We start from the raw sequence: 18,427 nt of genomic DNA, 5'->3' as shown, positions 1-18,427 counted from the left end.
CGCGGGCAGGCCACCGTCGATGCTGACATAAGCCCTCCGCCTTATCGCGCGAAGAGGGGGTCGTCCTTACATTGGATCATCGCTCCTCGCTGCGGAAGCAGTCCATGTTTGTTGCCGTGATCTCCGTTCTCCCGCCCTCCTCGAGAAGGCTGTGGCGCGCCGCCCGCAGCGCGCTGGTGGCGGCGCTCGCGTGGGCCGCGGCTGGCGGCAGTGTCGCGGCTGCCAGCCTCACGGTACTGATGGGCGACGACATGGCTGCGTCTTCGGAGTTCGTGCAGCAGCTGCGCGCGGACCAGGAGCCGGGCGGCAGGTTCGAGCTGGTGCGCGTCTCGCCCGGCGCACCCGGCGCGGCGCAACCCGAGGCGGCCGCGGCTCCCGACACCGAACGCGCCGCCAACGCGGGTGTGCGCACGCGCGGCCTGCGCCCCAGCGCCGCCGACACGCCGCTCACCATGGCCGTGGGCCCCGCCGCCGCGCGCGCCGCGGTCGAGCGCCCGGGCCAGGAGCCGCTGGTGCTGGCGATGCTCAGCCGCCTCGAATACGAAACCCTGAAGGCCTCCAGCCCGGCGCTGCGGCGCGGCGACCGCCGCGTGGGCGTGCTGCTGCGCGACCCGGCCATGGCCGACCAGCTCGCGCTGGTCAACGCGGTGCTGCCGCAGAAGCACCGCGTTGGCGTGGTCGCCACGCCCGAGTCGGAGCCGCTGGTGCGCGAGCTTCAGCGCGCAGCGCAGGGCGCGAACCCGGCGTGGGACCTGCGCGTGGAATACGCGCCCGACGCGCGGTCGATCGCCTCGGCCCTGCGCCAGGTGGTGCCGCAGAGCGACGCGCTGATGGTGCTGCCCGACCTGATCGGCGACAACCAGGCGGCCACGCTCTCGGTGCTGCGCGCCGCCGCGACCGCCGGCCTGCCGGTGTTCGGCGCCAGCGAGGGGCTGGTGCGCTCGGGCGGCCTGGCGGCGGCGGTCTCCACGCCCTCGCAGCTCGCCCAGCAGGCGCGGCAGCTCGGCCAGAAGGTCGCGAGCGCCGGCACGGGCAGCGGCAACAGCAACAACGCACCGCTGGTGGAAGCTGCGACGCCCGCCACCGTGCGCGTCAACGCGACCGTGGCACGCGGACTCGGCCTGCGCCTGCCGGAGGAACGGGAACTGACCGACCGGCTCGCGGCCCCGCGATGAGCAGCGTTCCGCCCTCCCACGACCCGGCTGGGCCCTCGGGGACGGAGGGCGCGGGCACGCCATCGCAGTCCCCGCCATCGCCATCCCCGCCGCCCGCATCCTTCCAGTCGCCCCACACGCTGGTCGTGCGCGGCAACCTGCAGCGCGACCTGTTTCGCCTTGGCGTGGTGCCGTGCGCGGCGGTGGCGCTGGCGCTCACCGGCTGGTTCACGCACAACCGGCTGCAGACCCTCGAAGCCGCCTTCGACGCCGAGGGCCAGGCCGTGGCGCGGCAGGTCGCGGCCATGTCCGACCTGAGCCTCTACGCGGGCGACGTGCCGGCGCTGCAGAACGTGGCCAATGCCGCGCTGCGCGGCGGTCAGGTCACTCGTGTGGAAATCAGCAACAGCGCGGGCATCTACGTGACGGCTGGGCCGAAGACTGCGTCGCTCGCGCAGTTGCGCATGTTCACCTCGCCGGTCACGCTGCGCGAGGCCTCGCGCGCCAGCGCCTTCGCGCCGGCCGGCTCCACCGCGGCGGGCGACACGCCCATCGGCCTGGTGCAGACCTTCCGCGACACCACCGCCTACACGCGCGAGCGCAGCCGCTCGCTCATCGCCGGCATCGGCATCGCGCTGGTGGCGCTGATGGCGGCATGGGCCTCGGTACGCCACATGGCGCGCACGGTGGCGCGGCCGCTGCGGCGCGTGTCGCGCACGGTCGCGGCGCTGGAGGCCGGTCATTTCGAGGTGCGCTGCGACGTGGTGGAAGGCGGCACGCGCGGCACGCACGAGCTCGCGGTGCTCGCGCACGACATCGACCGCCTGGCCGAGCGCCTGCAGCGCAACCGCCAGATCAGCGAAGAGCGCGTGCGCGAGGCCACCGCCGTCGCGCTGCAGCGCATGGCCGAGGCGGAGCAGGCAGCTCTTTCGCGCGCGCGCTTCCTCGCGGCCGCGAGCCACGACCTGCGCCAGCCGTTGCATGCCATGGGCCTCTTCATCGACGGCCTGCTGCCCGGCGCCACGCCCGCGCAGCGCCCGGCCGTGCTGCGGCTGCAGGAAAGCACCGAGTTCATGGGCGTGCTGCTCGACGACCTGCTCGAAATCTCGCGGCTCGACGCGCAGGTGCTCACGCCGGCGATCGCGAAGGTGCCGCTCGCGGAACTCTTCGACCAGCTCGACGCGCAACACGCCGCGGCCGCCGTCGAGGCCCGCGTGCGGCTGCGCTGGAGCGACCGGGGCCTGGCGGTGCGCACCGACGCGGCGATGCTGCGGCGCATCGTCGGCAATCTCGTCACCAACGCGCTGCGCCACGCGCCCGAGGGCGGCACGGTGCTGGTGGCGGCGCGGCGCAGCGCGGGCGGCGTGCGCATCGAGGTACGCGACAACGGCGTGGGCATCGCGCCCATCCACCAGGGCCGCATCTTCGAGGAGTTCTACCAGGTGGCCAACACCGAGCGCGACCGGCGCCGCGGCTTCGGGCTGGGGCTGGCGATCTGCGCGCGCATCGCCGCACTGCTGGGCACGCGCATCACGGTGCGCTCGGCGCTGCAGGCGGGCAGCACATTCGCCTTTACGCTGCCGGCCGCGCGGCTGGCCGACGTGGCGCCACCGCAGCCGGCGCCGATGGCGCCCGCGCCGCTGGTGGGCCTGCGCTGCCTGGTGGTGGACGACGACCCCGCCATCCTCGACGGCAGCCGCGCGCTGCTGGAGCAATGGGGCTGCCAGGTGGAGTGCGTGAGCACCGGCGCCGAGGCCATCGCGCGGCTGGGCACCGGCGACATCCACTACGACGCGGTGCTGTGCGACCTGCAGCTCGCGGGCGACGGCGACGGCGTGGACGTGATCGACGCCGCCAGGCGGCTGCAGCCCGAGGCGCTGGCGGTGCTGGTCTCGGGCGCCACCGGGCCCGAGGTGCTGCAGCGGCTGCGCCACGGCGGCGTGATGCTGCTGACCAAGCCGGTCGCGCCGGCCAAGCTGCGCGCGCTGCTCACCACGCGGCGACAGGTGCCGGCGCACTGAGCGCAGGCGCCGGTCAGTCGATACCGGCCCGCGAGAACTGCTGCCGGTACGCCGTCGGCGACACCTTGAAGGCCGAGAGGAAATGCTTGCGCAGCGACACCGCCGAGCCGAAGCCGGCGCCGGTGGCCACGCGCTCCACCGGATGGTCGGTGGTTTCGAGCAGGCGCTGCGCGAGCGCCAGGCGCTGGTTCTGCATCCACTGGCCGACGGTGGTGCCGGTGGATTCGCGGAAGCGTCGCGTGAAGTTGCGCCGGCTCATGAGCGCGCGCCGCGCGAGGTCGTCGAGCTCGTGCGGCCTGTCGAGGTGCCGGCCCAGCCATTCGAGCAGCGGCGCGAGCCGGTCGCGCTCGGCGGTGGCGGGCACCGGCTGCTCGATGTACTGCGCCTGCCCGCCCTGCCGGTGCGGCGCCACCACCATGCGCCGCGCGGCGCGGTTGGCGGTCTCGGCGCCGTAGCGCACGCGCAGCAGGTGCAGGCAGCAGTCGATGCCGGCCGCGGTGCCGGCGGAGGTGAGCACGTTGCCGTCTTCCACGTAGAGCACCTCGGGCTGCAGCTTCACCTTCGGGTACTGCCTGGCGAAGGCGGGCGCCAGCTTCCAGTGCGTGGTGGCCGGGCGGCCGTCGAGCAGGCCGGCCTCGGCCAGCACGAAGGCGCCCAGGCACAGGCCCATCACGGTGGCGCCGCGCCGGTGCGCGGCCTGCAGCGCGCGAACGAGCTCGGGCGGCGCCGCGCTGCAGTCGTCGCGCCATGAGGGCACCACCACGATGCGCGCGCGGCGTATCGCCTCCAGCCCGTGCGGCACCACCAGCGAGAAGCCCGCGTTGGTGCGCAGCTCGCCGGGCTCGGGCGCGCACACCTGCACGCGGAAGCGCGGCGCGCCAGCCTCGGTGCGGTCCTCGCCGAAGACCATGCAGGGCACGGACAGGTGGAAGGGGCTGATGCCGTCGAAGGCGACGACCGCGACGGTTTCGGTGGCAGCGGTGCTCATGGCCCGATCTTATCGATGAATGGCTTTCGGGCCACTTTCGGGGAATGGGGCCCACGGGAAGAATCCAGTCATCCGAACCACACAAGAGAAGGAGCCCATCATGAGCAGCAACACAACCAGGCCGCGCCGCGCCCTCGTCGTGATCGACGTGCAGAACGAATACTTCGAAGGCGGCGGCCTGCCGATCGAGTACCCGCCCATCCTGGACACGCTGCCGAACGTGACGAAGGCCATGGACGCCGCGCGCGCCGCCGGCACGCCGGTGGTAGTGGTGCGCCACCATGCGCCCAAGGGCGCGCCGGTGTTCCAGGCCGACACGCACAACGGCCAGCTGCACCCCGAGATCGCGAAGCGGCCGCACGACCACCTGGTCACCAAAAGCTTTCCGAGCGTGTTCACCGGCACCGACTTCGCCGACTGGCTCGCGCGCAACGAGATCGACACGCTGAGCGTGGCCGGCTACATGACGCAGAACTGCGACGCCTCCACCGTGTACGAGGCCATGCACCGCGGCCTGGCCGTGGAGTTCCTGTCCGACGCCAGCGGCGCGCTGCCCTACGAGAACGCGGCGGGCAAGGTGACGGCCGAGGAGATCCACCGCGTCTTCAGCGTAGTGTTCCACAGCAACTTCGCGGCCGTGACTTCCACCGATGCATGGATCACGGCGATGCGCGAAGGCCAGGTCATCCCGAAGGACAACGTCGTGATGTCCAACCGCCGCGCACGAGGCGTCGCCTGAGGCCGGCGCGCTGCGTCAGAAATCGGCGCAGCCGTTGCGCTTCTCGGTATCGACGCAGCTCGACAGGTTGGGCCGCGAGCGCACGCGCGACCATTCGCGCGCCAGCACGTCGCCGCCCTGCGTCGCGCGGTCGCCGTCGAGCGGGCCGGTGGCGAAGCAGATCGGCGGCGGGCCGATGTTGCGGTCGTACACCCAGGTCGCGGGCAGGTCGCGCAGCGCGTCGGGGCGCGGCAGGTCGGGCATCTGGTTGACGAACAGGTTGCCCGGCACCACGTTGACCGCATAGCCCTCGGCCGAGGTGAAGGCGCCATTGATCGGATACACGCCCGGCGGGCTCGCCTGCAGCGCGGGCGAGAACATGAAGCCCGAGAAGCCTGCGCCCGTGTCGCCCAGGATCAACCCCGTGACGAGGTAGCTGAAGAGCGGGTTCGGATAGCCGAAGGGCCTGCTCGCATTGCCGATGAGCACCGTGGCCACCGGCTGCTGCGCGTAGATGAAGTGGTTGGCGCCCGCCGGGATGCTCACCGCGCACAGGCCCGAGTAGGAGCAGTGGTACAGGTTGGGGTACAGCCCCGAGCCCGCGAGGCCTCCACGCGTTTCTCCCACCCAGGTGTCGGCCCACACGCGCCACGGCGCGCCGGCGATGGTGTAGCCGCCGGTGTTCTGGAAGCGCGATCCCGCCACCAGGTCGACCCCGCCGGTGCTGCTCACGTTGGTGCCCAGCAGCAGGTCGCCGCTGAGCGTGCGCACCGCCACGGTATCGGCCGCCATCGAGCTGGCCGACACGATCTGCGGCAGGTTGCCCGCTGCGTCGTAGCCGGTGACGCTCACCGAGCCGAGCTTGACGGTGTCGACGTCCACGTAGCGGAAGGCGCCGGCCGCGCTGCCGCCGAGCGTGTCGGCGCTGACGTTGTTCGCGGCCTGGTCCAGCAGCACGCTGCCGCCGGTGGAACGCGCCAGCAGCGTGCCGGCGGTAATTGGTGCTGCAGCCGTCTGGGTGATGTTCCCGCCCGAGATCAGCCCCACGGTCGCGGCCGTGAGCGCGCCGCCGAGCTGGATGCCGCCTCCACCGCCGGTGTTCTGCAGCGTCAGCGCGCCGGGCACGGTGAGCGGGCCCACCACGTTGATGCTGCCCGCATGCGCATTGCTGCCGGCCACGATGGCGGGCGCGTCCAGCCGCGTGAACTCGTCGGCCGACACCGCGAAGCCGTTGGCCGCGGTGCCGCCCAGCGTGATGGGGTTGGCTGTACGGTCGACTGCGTTGCCTGCGGCGTCGACACCGCCGGGGCGCAGGTTCAGCACGCTGCCGGCGCGGACCGTGCCGGTCAGCACCACCGCGTCCGTGCTGCCGTCGTTGCTCGCGCGCAGCACCACGTTGCGGTTGCCGTCGATGCGGCCTCCGGTGCCGAGCGTGATGCCCGTGCCGTTGGCCTGCGACTCGCCCGCCACGTCGATGTCGCCGGTGCCCAGCGTGGTGACCAACGCGTTGTTGGCTATCAGCACGCCGCCCGACTTGTCGCTGGAAACGCCCGGCGTCACCAGGCCCTTGATGCCGATGTTGCCGTCAACGCTGCGCACAGTGACGTTGCTCAGGTCGACCGCCTGCACGGCCAGCGGCCCAGTGCTCGGGTCCGTCACGCCGCTGCCGATGCCCACGATGGAGATGTCGCCGCTGGTGGTGAGGATCTGGCCCGGCCCGGTGCTCGCGCCGATGCGCACCCCGGTGCCTCCGGGCGCCGTGCCCGAGATGGTCACGTCGCCAGTACTGCTCTGGATGGTGGCGCCGCTCAGCTGCACCGTGGCGGTGAAGCCCGAGAAAGTGGGCGTGCCGCGCTTGCCCGTGATCTGCACCGCGCCGCCGGGGCCCGCGTCACCCAGCGCGGTGGTGCGCGTATCGATCGTGGTGTTGGTGATGCCGATCGCCTGGTTGCCCGTGGGGCTGGTATCGGCCGTCATCACGACGTCGCCGCCGTTGGTGGCGATCTTCGCGCCGCTCAGGAAGATCGCTCCGTTCTGCCCGCCCACGCCCGCGTTGAGCACCACGTTGAGCGCACCCGAGTTGGACTGGATCGAGTTGTTGTTGAAGGCGCTGATGTTGTGCGCCGCGTCGAGCTCGAAGGTGAGCGGCGCCGAGCCCTTGCTGCGCACGATGGCCGCATCGGTGGCGAAGGTGATGTTGCCGTCGGTCGCGAGGCCGCCGGTGCCCGTCGTGATCGTGACGCTGGTGCCGCCGTCCAGTGCGTTGTTGATGTCGCCGTCCTGGATGGTCGAGTTGGCGAGCGGGTCGAAGGGGTTGCCCGTGAGGCTGCCCGATGCGGTGCCGTGCGCGATGTTGACGTTGTACGGGTCGATGGTCCAGGTACCCGCCGTACCCACCGGCGCCGACGCATCCACGCGCAGCCCCGTCAGGTCGAAGTGCGGTGCCGAGGTCTCGATGCTGCCGCCATTGCCTCCGCTCGCGCCGCCGCGCGCCGAGATGCTGCCGTAGCCGCGCAGCGTGTCGCCGGCGATCACGTTGATCGTGCCGCCATTGCCGGAGGCCGATTTCGCGTCGGCGCGCAGGCTGGCCTGGTCGCTGATGGCGATGCTGTTGGTGGCTCGCACGTCGATGGTGCCGGACTGGCCCGCGCCGCCGGCGTCGATGGTGGTCACGTCGTCGAACGCATCGATCACGAGCACGTTGCGCCCGGCGAGACTGACGGTGCCGCCCGCGCCGGTGCTGCTCGACACGTCGAGCACCGGCACGAAGACGGTGCCCGACGGTACGTCGCGAACGTTCACGCGCCCCACCAGCACGTCGCCGCCGCGACCGTCGATGGCGATGCGCCCGCCCTCGGCGCGCACGGTGCCGCCGGCCTCCATCGCGAGCGCCACCGCCGATGCGTCTGCGCCGAGGGTCGCGACTGCGCCATCCACCGTGAAGCTCTTGCCCCCAGCCGTGCCGGAGATCGTTATGTCGCGCCCCGCGCCGGCCGTGATGCTGCCGCCGAAGATGGTCACGCCGTTGCCCGCGGCGTAGGACACGCCGCCACCGCCGTTGGCGGCCGATGCCGAGGTCAGGAAGGCGCTGTTCGCGGTCAGGCCCTGCATGTCGCCGCCGGTGCCGTCGATGGCCACGCGCCCGCCGGAGTCGATGGTCGCGCTGCGCATCGAGATGCCGCCGATGTTGCTCGTCGTCACGTCGGGGAAGGAGCTGTCGACGAAGTCCACCGTACCGCCGTACACGGCGACCGGATCGGTGGCGGTCCAGCTGCGCGAGCTGCCGGTGATGCTCACGTCGCCGGTGCCGGTGCGCAGCACCGTGCCGTTGCCTTCGGTGTTGTCGAGCAGGACGCCGCCCGCGCCGATGCCGCCCACGCCGGTGATGGCGATGTTGCCGCCGCCGGTGGTCAGGCTGGTGCCCGAGACCTGCACGCCGTCCGAACTCACGTAGTAGTTCGGGTCGCCGGCCGAACTGCTGGTGCCTTGCCCGCGCAGCACGATAGAGCCGCTGCCGCCGCAGTTGCCGGAGGCCATCGCGCAGGTGTTCAGCGAGCTGTCGAACAGCGAGACGCCCGCGCGTCCGACATTCGGTCCGCCGTCCGTGGGCGCGATGCCGCCGACCGCGTAGCCGTTGGCCGCGTCGCCCTGGCCGTAGAAGCGGATGTTGCCGCCGTTGGTGGCGATGCTCGCGTTGTTGAGTTCGATCACGCCGCCGTCGGAGCCGCCGGTCGCGTTGGCGTTGAAGTCGACGTGCAGCGCACCGCTTTCCGAGCGGATCGACGAGCCGCTGAACATCTGGATGTCGCGCAGCGAATCGACCGTGAGCCGCGCGTCGCGCCCCTCGGTCTTGACGATGCCCGCGCCGTCCTGGAACACCACGTCGTTCGACTCGCCGTCGTTGGAGCCGGTGCGCAGTGTCACGTCGGTCGCGCGGCCCAGCGCGTTGCCGATGGCGACGGAACTCAGGCGCGTGTCGGCGGTGTTCAGTCCGTAGTCCGCGGGTTCGTAGGCCGGCACGGTGTTGTCGACATTGAGCGTGCCCTTCGACTCGACCACCCACTTGCCGTTGGCGCCGCTCGCGCCGCCGGCCGCATCGATCTGCGCGAGCTCCGTCACCTCCACCTGCCGCGCGGTGGTGGTGATGGTGCCGCCCGCGCCGCTGCCGGCGCCGCGCGCCTGGATCTGGCCGGAAACGTGGACATAGCCGGCGCTCAGGTCCACCGTGCCGCCCTGCCCGTTCGCGCCGGTGGCGTTGCTGCGCAGCACCGAGTCGGCAGACATGCTCACCGCGGCGTTTCCCGTCACCTGGATGCTGCCGCCGTTGCTGCCGCTGGCGTCCGCCGCCAGGCCCGACAGCCGCACGTAGTCCGCGCTCGCGGTGATCGATCCGCCTGCCACGCCGGCCTCGGTGCCGCTCGCGTCGATGGTTCCGCCCAGCAGCATCTCGTTGCTGCGCGCGCCCGACTGGCCGCCGTCGAGCACGATCTCGCCGTTGCGGGAACTCAGCGAGCGGGCACGGATCACGCCGGTCTGGCTCACCACCAGCTGCCGCGCATCCACGTCGGCCGCGGCGGCCATCAGCACCACGCGGCCGCCGTCGGCCGCGACGTTGCCGGTGTTCATCAGTTGCGCGGTGGTGGTCTTGTCGGTGGCCTGCAGGTCGGCGAGCTTGAAGGTGGTCTGCCCGTCCAGCGGCACCTTGAAGGTGGTGAGGCCGTCGCCGTCGAAGTCCAGGTTCATGGTGAGCTTGCTGGCCGAAACCAGGGCCACCGAACCGCGCGCGACGTTGATCTCGCCGTCGTTGCGCACCGAACCGCCCACCAGCGCCACGGTGCCGCCCGGGCCCGCGGTGATCGACGCGCCCTGCTCCAGCCGCACCTGCGCCAGGCTGTTGGCCGGGCCGGCGAAGACCAGCTGCTCGCTCTTGTCGAAGGCCTTGTTCTCCGAACCGGCGGGCATGAAGTTGTCGTTGGCGATGTCCAGCGTGGAAGCCACCAGCCCACCCACGTTGACCGAAGCGCCCTTGCCGAACACGATGCCGCTCGGGTTGATGAGGAATACGCTGCCGCCCGGCAGGTTCGGGTTGCCGATCAGCGAGGTCCGCAGCGTTCCGTCGATGCGCGAGGCCTGGATGCTCATGCCATCGCCCACCACGCGGTTGAGCAGCACAGCGCGCGTGCTCGGCTGTGCGATGTTGACCGTGCCGCCCGCGCCGATGGAGAAGGTCTGCCAGCTGGCGATGCCGCGCAGCGACGGCTGGTTGATGTTCATCACGCTGCCGCTCTGCGTCATGGTGACGCCGCCGGCAATGGAGTTGAAGCCGGTAGGCAGCACCTGCGCCATGGCCGGCGCGGCGCCCGCGCAGATCAGCGACAGCGCGATGGGCCGCAGTTGCAGGCGCCGGAATTGCGCGCGCGAGGATGGGTTGCGTTGCTTCATTTCAGTGTTCCACCACGCTTTCGCGTGACCCGCAATGCTTGAAACCGGCCCGGACGATTCGCGGGACACCGCGGAACCGGCTCTGCCGGGCCGCCGGTGTCGCCCCCGGCGAGGGGGTTGGCGAAGCGACACGAAGTGCGCGGGGCCTGGGGGAGTGCCATTTCAGAACGCCTTGATGAGCTGCACGAAAAGGCGCGGGTTGCGGCCCCCGCCGTCGGTCTGCGCCGGCGGCGTGCCGGCGCGCCAGGCCAGCGTGGCATTGATCGAGAAATTGCCCGGGCGCGACCAGCTCAGGCCCACGCCGTAGCCGCGCAGGCTGTGGCGGTTGACGCCGTCATAGGGCGTCGGGTTGCGCACGATCTTTCCGTGCGCGGCGTCGTAGAACAGGAAGGGCGTGAGCTCCTCGTTGAGCGACCAGCGCCACTCGACGGTGCCGATCACGCCCTGGTCCACCAGCAGTTCGCCGGAAGGGTAGGCACGCACAGCGCGCGCGCCGCCGAGCGCGAGCTTCTCGGACGCGTCGAGGTTCTTGCTGGCCCACTGGCCTCCGACCGACAGGTACAGCGAATGGCGCGGCACGATCGACTGCAGGCGCGAGAACTGGAAGCTCAGCTTGGTGAAGCCGCCTTCGGTGCGGTGGCCGGTGATGCCGCGGTCGAAGTCGCGGCTCTCCGGGTCGCGAATGGAGAGGTTGCCGTGGTACAGGGTGCCGGAGCTGGCCCAGTAGCCGCCGCCGAGGAGCTCGTCGCGGCGTTCCCAGGTCCAGCCCAGGCTCAGGCCGTTGACGCGCTTCTTGGAGTTGAAGTCGGCCGCGCGCAACTCGTCGGTGAGGTCCTTCACGTCCACGCCCAGGCGCAGGAACAGGTTCTGCTGGCGCTGGCGGATCAGCGGGTAGCTCAGCGAGAAGTCGAGCACGTTGGCGCGCCCGCGCGCGTCGAGGTCGGCGAACTGCCCGCCCAGCTCGTAGCTCACGCGCGAAAGGCCCACGCCCGCGCGCAGCCCGCTGGTGCCGATGGGCGCCTCGTAGGCGATGCGGCCGAACTGCAGCGCGTTGCTGTTGGAAACCATCAGCCGCATGTCGAGGTTGTCGCCGATGCCGAAGGGGCTGAGCCAGCGCGCCGTGCCGCCCACGCGGTAGCGGCCCGACTCCCTGGTGCCGTGGTTGTCGCCCTCGGCCGTGAAGGCCCATCGCGGCGCGGCGGCCACCTCGACCGAGAGGTCGGTGGTGCCGGGCTGCGTGCCCTCCTGCAGGCCCGAGGACACCTTGATGCCCGGCTGGTCCGACAGCAGCAGCATCGCGCGTTCATAGTCCGGCGCGCTCACCGCCGCGCCGGGCTGCAGCGGCGCGAGGAAGCCGCGCACGCGCGACTCGGCAATGGGCGCATCGGGAGCGACGGTCACGTCGACCTTGCCCAGGCGGCCCTCGATCACGCTGATCTCGACGATCCCGTCGCGCACGGTCTGCACCGGCACCACGGCCTGCGCGAGGAAGTAGCCGCGCTCCTTGTAGCGCGCGGTGATCGCCTTGGCGAGCTCCTCCAGGTCGGAGAGCGTGACGTCGCGGCCGATGTAGGGGCCGGTGATGGCCTGCAGCTCCTCGTTGCTCAGCGCCTTCACGCCGTTGAGGCGCAGGTCGTTGAGCTTGAAGGTCGCGCCGGCGGCGCCGCCCGTGTTGCGCGGCGGCGCGGGCAGGCTCTGCGGGGCGACGGCCCCCGTGGGCGCCTGCGCGATGGGGCGGTCACAGCTTCCGCAAGGGTCCTTGGTCGGCAGCAGCTGTGTGCCGTTGCCGTCGGCTTCGGCGGCATGCGTGCGCTGGGCCGCGACGAGCAGCGTCGCGCTGACCAGGGCCGTGACCGCGAAGGCGATCGGCGTGATCGGCGTGGGGCGTTGGCAGGATTTCATTTCAGCCTCCCACCGTCAAACGCCAGTTGCCGATCAGGTTGAACGGCGCCCAGAAGAAGGGATGGGACATCTTGGGATCCTTCAGCACCGCGAGCTGCCCCGCCTGCATGGCCTTCTGGATGTCGCGGCCCTTGGAGAGTTCGCCGTAGAGCGTGCTCATGAGCACGGCGGTGGCGTCGTCCGACACCGGCCACAGCGATGCGATCAGGCTGGAACTGCCGGCCGAGAGGAACGAGCGCGTGAAGCCCAGCACCTCGTCGCCCTGCGCGATGCGCCCGAGGCCCGACTCGCAGGCCGAGAGCGTGACCAGCGCGGTGCCGTCCATCGGCAGCCCGAGGATCTCGTGCGCCTCCAGGAAGTTCTGCTTGCCGCCCTCGTTGGCCAGCAGGATGCGCGAATACAGCGGATCGACCGCGTCGGCCTCGGCGTGCGCCGCCACGTGCATCAGCGGCGAGCGCGCGGCCACGTCGCGGAACTGGGTCTTGGTGGCGGCCGCGCCCATGTACACCGTGTTGCGCGGGAAGAGCCGCGCGAGCTGCTTCACCTCGGTCTCGGCGCCGGGCAGGTCGTACTTGTCCTCGATGCGAGGATTGCCGAAGGCGGTGAGCGATGCGTTCACGCGCGGCGTGCGCTGCGCCAGCTGCACCGCGATGCTCATCGACGGCGCCACGGCCACCGGATGCGTCTCGATGATGTAGCGCCCGTCCAGCCGCAGCGCCTGGAACGGCAGGTAGTGCAGCGGCCCGTGCGGCACCACCACCAGCCGCTGCCCCGGCGCAAGGCCCAGCGGCCCGAGCAGCGCGGCGCCCAGTTTGTCAGCGTTGGTGATGGCGGCGCGGCGGCCGCGCACGATGGAATTGCGGAAGGTCTCGACCAGTTCGTTGAGCTCGTCGCGCTTCACCGCCACCGTCTTCTCCGCGATGCTGCCCGGTCCAACCACCCACACCACGAGGCGGTCGGGCAGCGAGTGGAACTGCACCACGCGCTCGTCGGCCGCCAGCGTGCGCTGCAGCGTGGCGAGGTCGACGGTGTTGGCGGCCTGCTCGTTGATCTTCGCGCGCCCGCGCACCGCGTCGAGCAGCGCGCGCGAGCGGCTGTGCTCGCTCACCTCGAAGGCCTGGCGCGCATCGCCCGCGTCGCTGTAGATGGACACGCCGCGCTCGAACACCGTCTGCAGGTCCGAGAACAGGCCCATCTTGAATTCCTCGCTGCGAAAGCGCGCGCGGACCTTGTCCACGTCGCCCAGCGCGCGGCCCACGGCCTCTGCGGCCGCCTGCTTCTGGCCCAGCGCGAGTTCGCTGCGCGCCACGCCGTCCCAGGCCCATAGGCGGTAATACTCGGTGTCGGCACCCACCTGCCGCGCGGTGAGCGCGCGGTAGGCATCGCGCGCCTCGGCCGGCTTGTTCTCGGCCAGCAGCAGCCGGGCGCGGGTGCGGTCGAGCTGCGCGGTCAGCGGTGCATCCTTGGGCGGCGCCATGCTGCCGAGCACCTCGCGCGCCCGGGCGGGGTCGCCCGATTCGATGAGCGCATTGACCAGCGATGCCTGCACCAGCGGCGCATAGCGCTGCGAGCTGTTGGCCAGCGCCTCGTCATAGCTGAGCACGGCACCCGAATAGTCGCCGCGGCGCGAGCGCACATCGCCGATCACCTTCTGCACCGGACCGACCACCAGCTTGGGATCGCGCGCCTGATGCTTGAGAGCCTCGCGTGCGAACTCCTCGGCCTTCTCGAGCTGGCCCGAGTAGCTGTAGACGATGGCCAGGTCGCGGTTGGCCATGGCCATCAGGTTCGGATCGTTGGTGGCGTTGGCCAGGTGCAGCGCCTTGCTCGCGGCGCGCACGCTCTGGCGGAACTCGCCCGCCTCGGCCAGCGCGACGGCCTGGCTGCAGTACTGATAGCCCGAGAGCTTGACCGAGTCCTGCCCGTAGAGCACCGCGCCTTCGCTGGTCAGCGCCAGCAGAGTGTCGGTGTCCGCAAGGCGGGCCTGCTCCGCCTTGCTGGCGGCGGCTTCGGCGCTCGTCGCCTGCTGCGCCGGTGCCGGAAGGCTCCAGCCCATCAGAAGAACGCCAGCCAGACCGAGCGCACCTGCGATGCCAGCACGATGACGTGCAGGGCGCTCCCTTCCCCATCTCGAAAACCACGCCATTGGACCCCCGCGTCTGGCCCTGTGGGCCCGCCGCGGCGGACCATCGACGTCGCGGGAGTGCGCGCCGTTCAGGCCTCGGGGAGAAAGTCTAGGAGCGGCCCCCAGGCGCGCCTATTCGCAATACGGTCTAGGGCTAAAGAACTAACAGGCAGCCGAAGGGCCTGCCCTGCGCATTCGGTCACGGCGCGCCGCAAAGGGTGCGGGGGGCATCGCGGCGAATACACATCGGCTTACATAATGCGCGCCTCAGAGCCCGCGCATGAACGCAGCGGGCCGCATCAGGGAGGTTCCATGTCACATCACAGCCGGGCCGGTCGGGCGCTTGCGCGCGCCCGCGCATACGCATGAAGCGGCGCAACGAGGCCGAGCCCCCGCCCACCGATGCACGCAAGCTTCGCCGCAGGTCGAGCCTGTGCATGGCGGGGTGCGGCCAGGCTGTCGAATGCGGACCGCTCGGCTGGTGGCCGTGCTGCTCGAAGTCCTGCCTGAAGATCTGGAAGAACCGGCCGCCGGCGATGCCTGCCGAGCGCATCGAATGGCCGCCGCGGCAGCAGGCCGCGGGCGGCGGCTAGCCGAGATTGCGGTCAGGCGGGCACGGCGTCGATGTTCGCGCGGTCCCAGTGCCGGTGCTTCGCGATGGCGGCGGCGAAGCGCTGCGCGATGCCCGAGGCGGCCGTGCTGTCGCCCAGGTTGGTGACCGGCGTTTCGGCCACCACCACGCCGGCGGGCGCGTCATCGGGCGAGGTCTGCTCGTCGATGCCCAGCGTGGCCAGCAGCCGTGCGCCCTCGCCCACCGTGCAGATCGCCTTGCAGTGCTTGTAGGCCTCAAGCACGAAGTGCACCGCATCGCCCATGCCCGCGAGCGCCGCGGCGCCCTCGGCACCGGCGGGCACCAGCACCGCGTCGAACATCACCGAGGGCGTGTTGACGAAGGTCGCGTCCACCTCGATCTGCCGCCTGGATGCGCTGGCGACGGTGCCCAGGCGCGGCCCCACCACCTTGCACTGCGCGCCGGCCTGCTCGAGCGCGTCGCGGATCGGCTTGAGCGAGGCCGAGTCGACGCCGTCGGCAACCAGGATCGCGATCTTGCGCGTGCGGATGGAGCCGTCGCCGGTGTCGGCCATGCTCAGCGCGGGCGACTCGTCGATGGGCAGCGACATGCGGTGGTCGCGGAAGCCCGCCCGCCCCGCGGCCGCCCTGGCATCGGGCTCGCCGATGCCCAGAGGCTCGGCGACGCGGCGCGCGAGCTTCTCGTCCACGTGCGCAAGGTTGTCGACCATGCGCTGGCGGATGGCGGGCACATCCAGCTTCGACAACTCGAAGCGGAAGGCCGCGATGATGTGCTCCTTCTCGGCCGCGCTCTGGCTCTCGAAGAACAGGCGCGCCTGCGTGAAGTGGTCGTCGAAGGAGGCGCTGCGCCGCCGCACCTTGGGCGGGTCGATCTCCTCGGGGAAGGACTGGAAGCCGTGGCTGCCGCCGTCCACCCGGAACTCGGTGCCGCTGCCCAGAGTGTTCGGCTCGTAGGCCACCTGGCCGCGCGCGATGGTCTGGCGGTGCATGCCGTCGCGCTGGAAATTGTGGAAGGGGCACACGCCCCTGTTGATGGGCAGCTCGTGGAAGTTGGCGCCGCCCAGGCGCGATATCTGCGTGTCGGTGTACGAGAACAGGCGCCCCTGCAGCAGCGGGTCGTTGGTGAAGTCGATGCCCGGCACGAGGTGGCCGGGATGGAAGGCCACCTGCTCGGTCTCGGCGAAGAAGTTGTCGGGGTTGCGGTTGAGCACCAGCCGGCCGATCTTCTGCACCGGCACCATCTCTTCGGGAATCAGCTTGGTGGGGTCGAGCAGGTCGAAGCCCAGCGAGTGTTCCTTGTCCTGCGGTATGAGCTGGACGCCGAGCTCCCACTCGGGGAAGTCGCCGTTCTCGATGGCTTCCCACAGGTCGCGGCGATGGAAGTCGGGGTCCTTGCCGGCGATCTTCTGCGCCTCGTCCCACGCCAGCCCGTGCACGCCGAGCTTGGGCTTCCAGTGGAACTTCACGAAGTGGCTCTCGCCGCGGCTGTTGATGAAGCGGAAGGTGTGCACGCCGAAGCCTTCCATCATGCGAAGGCTGCGCGGGATGGCACGGTCGCTCATGGCCCACATCAGCATGTGGGTGCTCTCGGGCATCAGCGAGACGAAGTCCCAGAAGGTGTCGTGCGCGCTCGCGGCCTGCGGCATCTCGTGGTGCGGCTCGGGCTTGACGGCGTGGATGAGGTCGGGGAACTTGATCGCGTCCTGGATGAAGAACACCGGGATGTTGTTGCCCACCAGGTCGTAGTTGCCCTCGCGGGTATAGAACTTGACGGCGAAGCCGCGCACGTCGCGCACGGTGTCGGCCGAGCCGCGCGAGCCCGCCACGGTGGAGAAGCGCACGAACACCGGCGTCTTCGCGTCCGGGTCCTGCAGGAAGTCGGCGCAGGTGAACTGCGACATCGACTTGTAGACCTGGAAGAAGCCGTGCGCCGCGGAGCCGCGCGCATGCACGGCGCGTTCGGGAATGCGCTCGTGGTCGAAGTGAGTGATCTTCTCGCGCAGGATGAAGTCTTCGAGCAGCGTGGGACCGCGCACGCCCGCCTTCAGCGAGTTGTGGTTGTCCGGGAGCTGCAGCCCCTGATTGGTGGTGAGAGTCGTGGGGTGCTCGACGGTGAAGCCTTCGAGCTGCTGCTGCTTGGGGTTGGCGGCATCGGCGGCGCCCGCCTTCACGGCGCTGGCGCGGCGGCCCGCGGCGGCCTTGTTCTGAGGTGACATCGTGGACTTGCTCGGATCTTTCATCGCTGATGGTTCATGCAAAGGAAGGCGGGTTTCATCAGCCCGCTTCGCCGTTGTCCAGGAACATGTCGAGCACGTTGACCAGGGCGATCAGGCAGATGCAGCCTGCGACCGCGGCCACGCCCCATACGAGGATCTCGTCGCCCCAGGTGCTGGTGAACGAGTCGAAAAGTGTCGAAAACTCCATGGTTCCCCTCCGTATTTCGCCCCTCTGTTGGCGAACTCACTTGCAAGAATCCGAAGGTTATGTTTCAGGCGGTGCGCGCACCGTAGTGGCGCCCCTTTCCCCGCTGTGGGAGAAAACGCGTGGGCGCGGTAGGAGCCCGCCGACAGCGTATCGCGCCCGCCTACGAAGCTTCGCGGGTCCCGCCCGTGGGAGCCGCGCGTGCGGCTGCCTACCATGGCCTGACCATGTTGATCAGAATCGGCTTCGACATCGAACTGGAGGTGACGGCCCCCACGGCTCTGATCCACATGCTGCAGGTGCACCCCTCGCGCGAAGGCGATCTGCAGGGCGGCGAGAACCTCGTGCTCAGCCCCTCGTTGTCCACCGACAACTACCTCGACGGCTTCGGCAACCGCTGCGCCCGCGTGCACGTTCCGCAGGGCGTGACCAGCGTGCGGCTGCGCAACCATGCACTCATCTACGACACCGGCCAGCCCGACCCGGTGGACTTCGACGCGCCCCAGCACATGGCGGCCGACCTGCCGGTGGAAACGCTTCCCTTCGTGCTGCCCAGCCGCTACTGCGAGGTCGACAGCGACCTGCTGGCGTTCGCGTGGGCCAGTTTCACGCACGCGGCGCCGGGCTGGCCGCGCGTGCAGGCGATCTGCGACTTCGTGCACCGGCACCTGCGCTTCGACTACGGAAACGCCCGGCCCACGCGCACCGCGCTCGAAGGCTTGCGCGAAGGCACGGGCGTGTGCCGCGACTTCGCACACCTGGCGATCACGCTGTGCCGCGCGATGAACATTCCGGCGCGCTACGTGACGGGCTACCTCGGCGACATCGGCGTTCCGCCCGCGCCCTACCCGATGGACTTCAGCGCATGGTTCGAGGTCTACCTGGGCGACCGCTGGTACACCTTCGACGCGCGGCACAACACGCCGCGCATCGGCCGCGTGGTGATCGCGCGCGGACGCGACGCGGCGGACGTGCCGATCACCATGGTGTTCGGCGCGAACACGCTGAAGCGCTTCGAGGTGACTACGGAGGAAGTGCTGCAGTAGGCGTTGCCTTCCCCGGAAG

Annotated in this window: 11 protein-coding genes; 5 read left to right on the top strand and 6 right to left on the bottom strand. The window is 70.8% G+C overall.

The window, feature by feature from the left end; all coding sequences use genetic code 11:
• The first annotated feature begins 116 nt into the window (after window positions 1-116).
• Both ABL844_RS03335 and ABL844_RS03330 read left to right on the top strand, forming a co-directional pair.
• Window positions 117-1,175, top strand: a complete 1,059-nt coding sequence (locus ABL844_RS03335; protein WP_418118954.1) for an ABC transporter substrate binding protein — start codon at window positions 117-119, stop codon at window positions 1,173-1,175.
• Window positions 1,172-3,175, top strand: a complete 2,004-nt coding sequence (locus ABL844_RS03330) for an ATP-binding protein (RefSeq protein WP_418130477.1) — start codon at window positions 1,172-1,174, stop codon at window positions 3,173-3,175. Before ABL844_RS03335 ends, ABL844_RS03330 begins: the two co-directional genes overlap by 4 nt.
• Window positions 3,176-3,188: 13 nt before the next feature.
• Here ABL844_RS03330 and ABL844_RS03325 read toward each other — a convergent pair whose 3' ends face one another.
• A complete protein-coding gene (locus tag ABL844_RS03325; protein ID WP_126025711.1) occupies window positions 3,189-4,163 on the bottom strand; it encodes a GlxA family transcriptional regulator in 975 nt (324 codons plus the stop codon).
• Window positions 4,164-4,263: 100 nt separating this feature from the next.
• Here ABL844_RS03325 and ABL844_RS03320 point away from each other — a divergent pair, with 100 nt between their 5' ends.
• Window positions 4,264-4,902 carry a cysteine hydrolase family protein gene (locus tag ABL844_RS03320; protein ID WP_418130476.1) on the top strand — a complete coding sequence of 213 codons (639 nt, stop codon included), beginning with the start codon at window positions 4,264-4,266 and terminating at the stop codon, window positions 4,900-4,902.
• A gap of 15 nt (window positions 4,903-4,917) precedes the next feature.
• Here ABL844_RS03320 and ABL844_RS03315 read toward each other — a convergent pair whose 3' ends face one another.
• The 3 genes from ABL844_RS03315 to ABL844_RS03305 all read right to left on the bottom strand — a co-directional run bounded on the left by ABL844_RS03315 (window position 4,918) and on the right by ABL844_RS03305 (window position 14,281).
• Window positions 4,918-10,323, bottom strand: coding sequence for a filamentous hemagglutinin N-terminal domain-containing protein (locus ABL844_RS03315; RefSeq protein ID WP_418130475.1), 5,406 nt, complete (start codon window positions 10,321-10,323; stop codon window positions 4,918-4,920).
• Window positions 10,324-10,485: 162 nt separating this feature from the next.
• Entirely contained in the window at window positions 10,486-12,225 is a 1,740-nt protein-coding gene (locus tag ABL844_RS03310) for a ShlB/FhaC/HecB family hemolysin secretion/activation protein (protein ID WP_418130474.1), read from the bottom strand.
• 1 nt (window position 12,226) lies between these two features.
• Window positions 12,227-14,281: a CHAT domain-containing protein gene (locus ABL844_RS03305; RefSeq protein WP_418130473.1), complete on the bottom strand. Its 2,055-nt coding sequence runs from the start codon at window positions 14,279-14,281 to the stop codon at window positions 12,227-12,229.
• Between the two features lie 434 nt (window positions 14,282-14,715).
• On the opposite strand from ABL844_RS03305, the gene ABL844_RS03300 reads away from it, so the two are divergent.
• Entirely contained in the window at window positions 14,716-14,943 is a 228-nt protein-coding gene (locus tag ABL844_RS03300) for a hypothetical protein (protein ID WP_418130472.1), read from the top strand.
• 12 nt (window positions 14,944-14,955) lie between these two features.
• On the opposite strand, the gene katE is transcribed toward ABL844_RS03300, so the two are convergent.
• Together katE and ABL844_RS03290 are read right to left on the bottom strand one after the other, a co-directional pair.
• Window positions 14,956-17,157: a catalase HPII gene (gene katE / locus ABL844_RS03295; protein ID WP_418130471.1), complete on the bottom strand. Its 2,202-nt coding sequence runs from the start codon at window positions 17,155-17,157 to the stop codon at window positions 14,956-14,958.
• A gap of 58 nt (window positions 17,158-17,215) precedes the next feature.
• Entirely contained in the window at window positions 17,216-17,365 is a 150-nt protein-coding gene (locus ABL844_RS03290; RefSeq protein WP_019655668.1) for a hypothetical protein, read from the bottom strand.
• Between the two features lie 224 nt (window positions 17,366-17,589).
• On the opposite strand from ABL844_RS03290, the gene ABL844_RS03285 reads away from it, so the two are divergent.
• On the top strand, window positions 17,590-18,408 hold the full coding sequence (locus ABL844_RS03285) for a transglutaminase-like domain-containing protein (RefSeq protein ID WP_418130470.1): 819 nt from the start codon (window positions 17,590-17,592) through the stop codon (window positions 18,406-18,408).
• The last annotated feature ends 19 nt before the right edge of the window (window positions 18,409-18,427 follow it).

Origin of the sequence: Variovorax sp. 278MFTsu5.1, from assembly GCF_048305045.1 — a bacterium.
In the GTDB taxonomy this organism is placed as follows: domain Bacteria; phylum Pseudomonadota; class Gammaproteobacteria; order Burkholderiales; family Burkholderiaceae_C; genus Variovorax; species Variovorax guangxiensis.
This window is presented reverse-complemented; position numbering and strand designations above follow the sequence as displayed.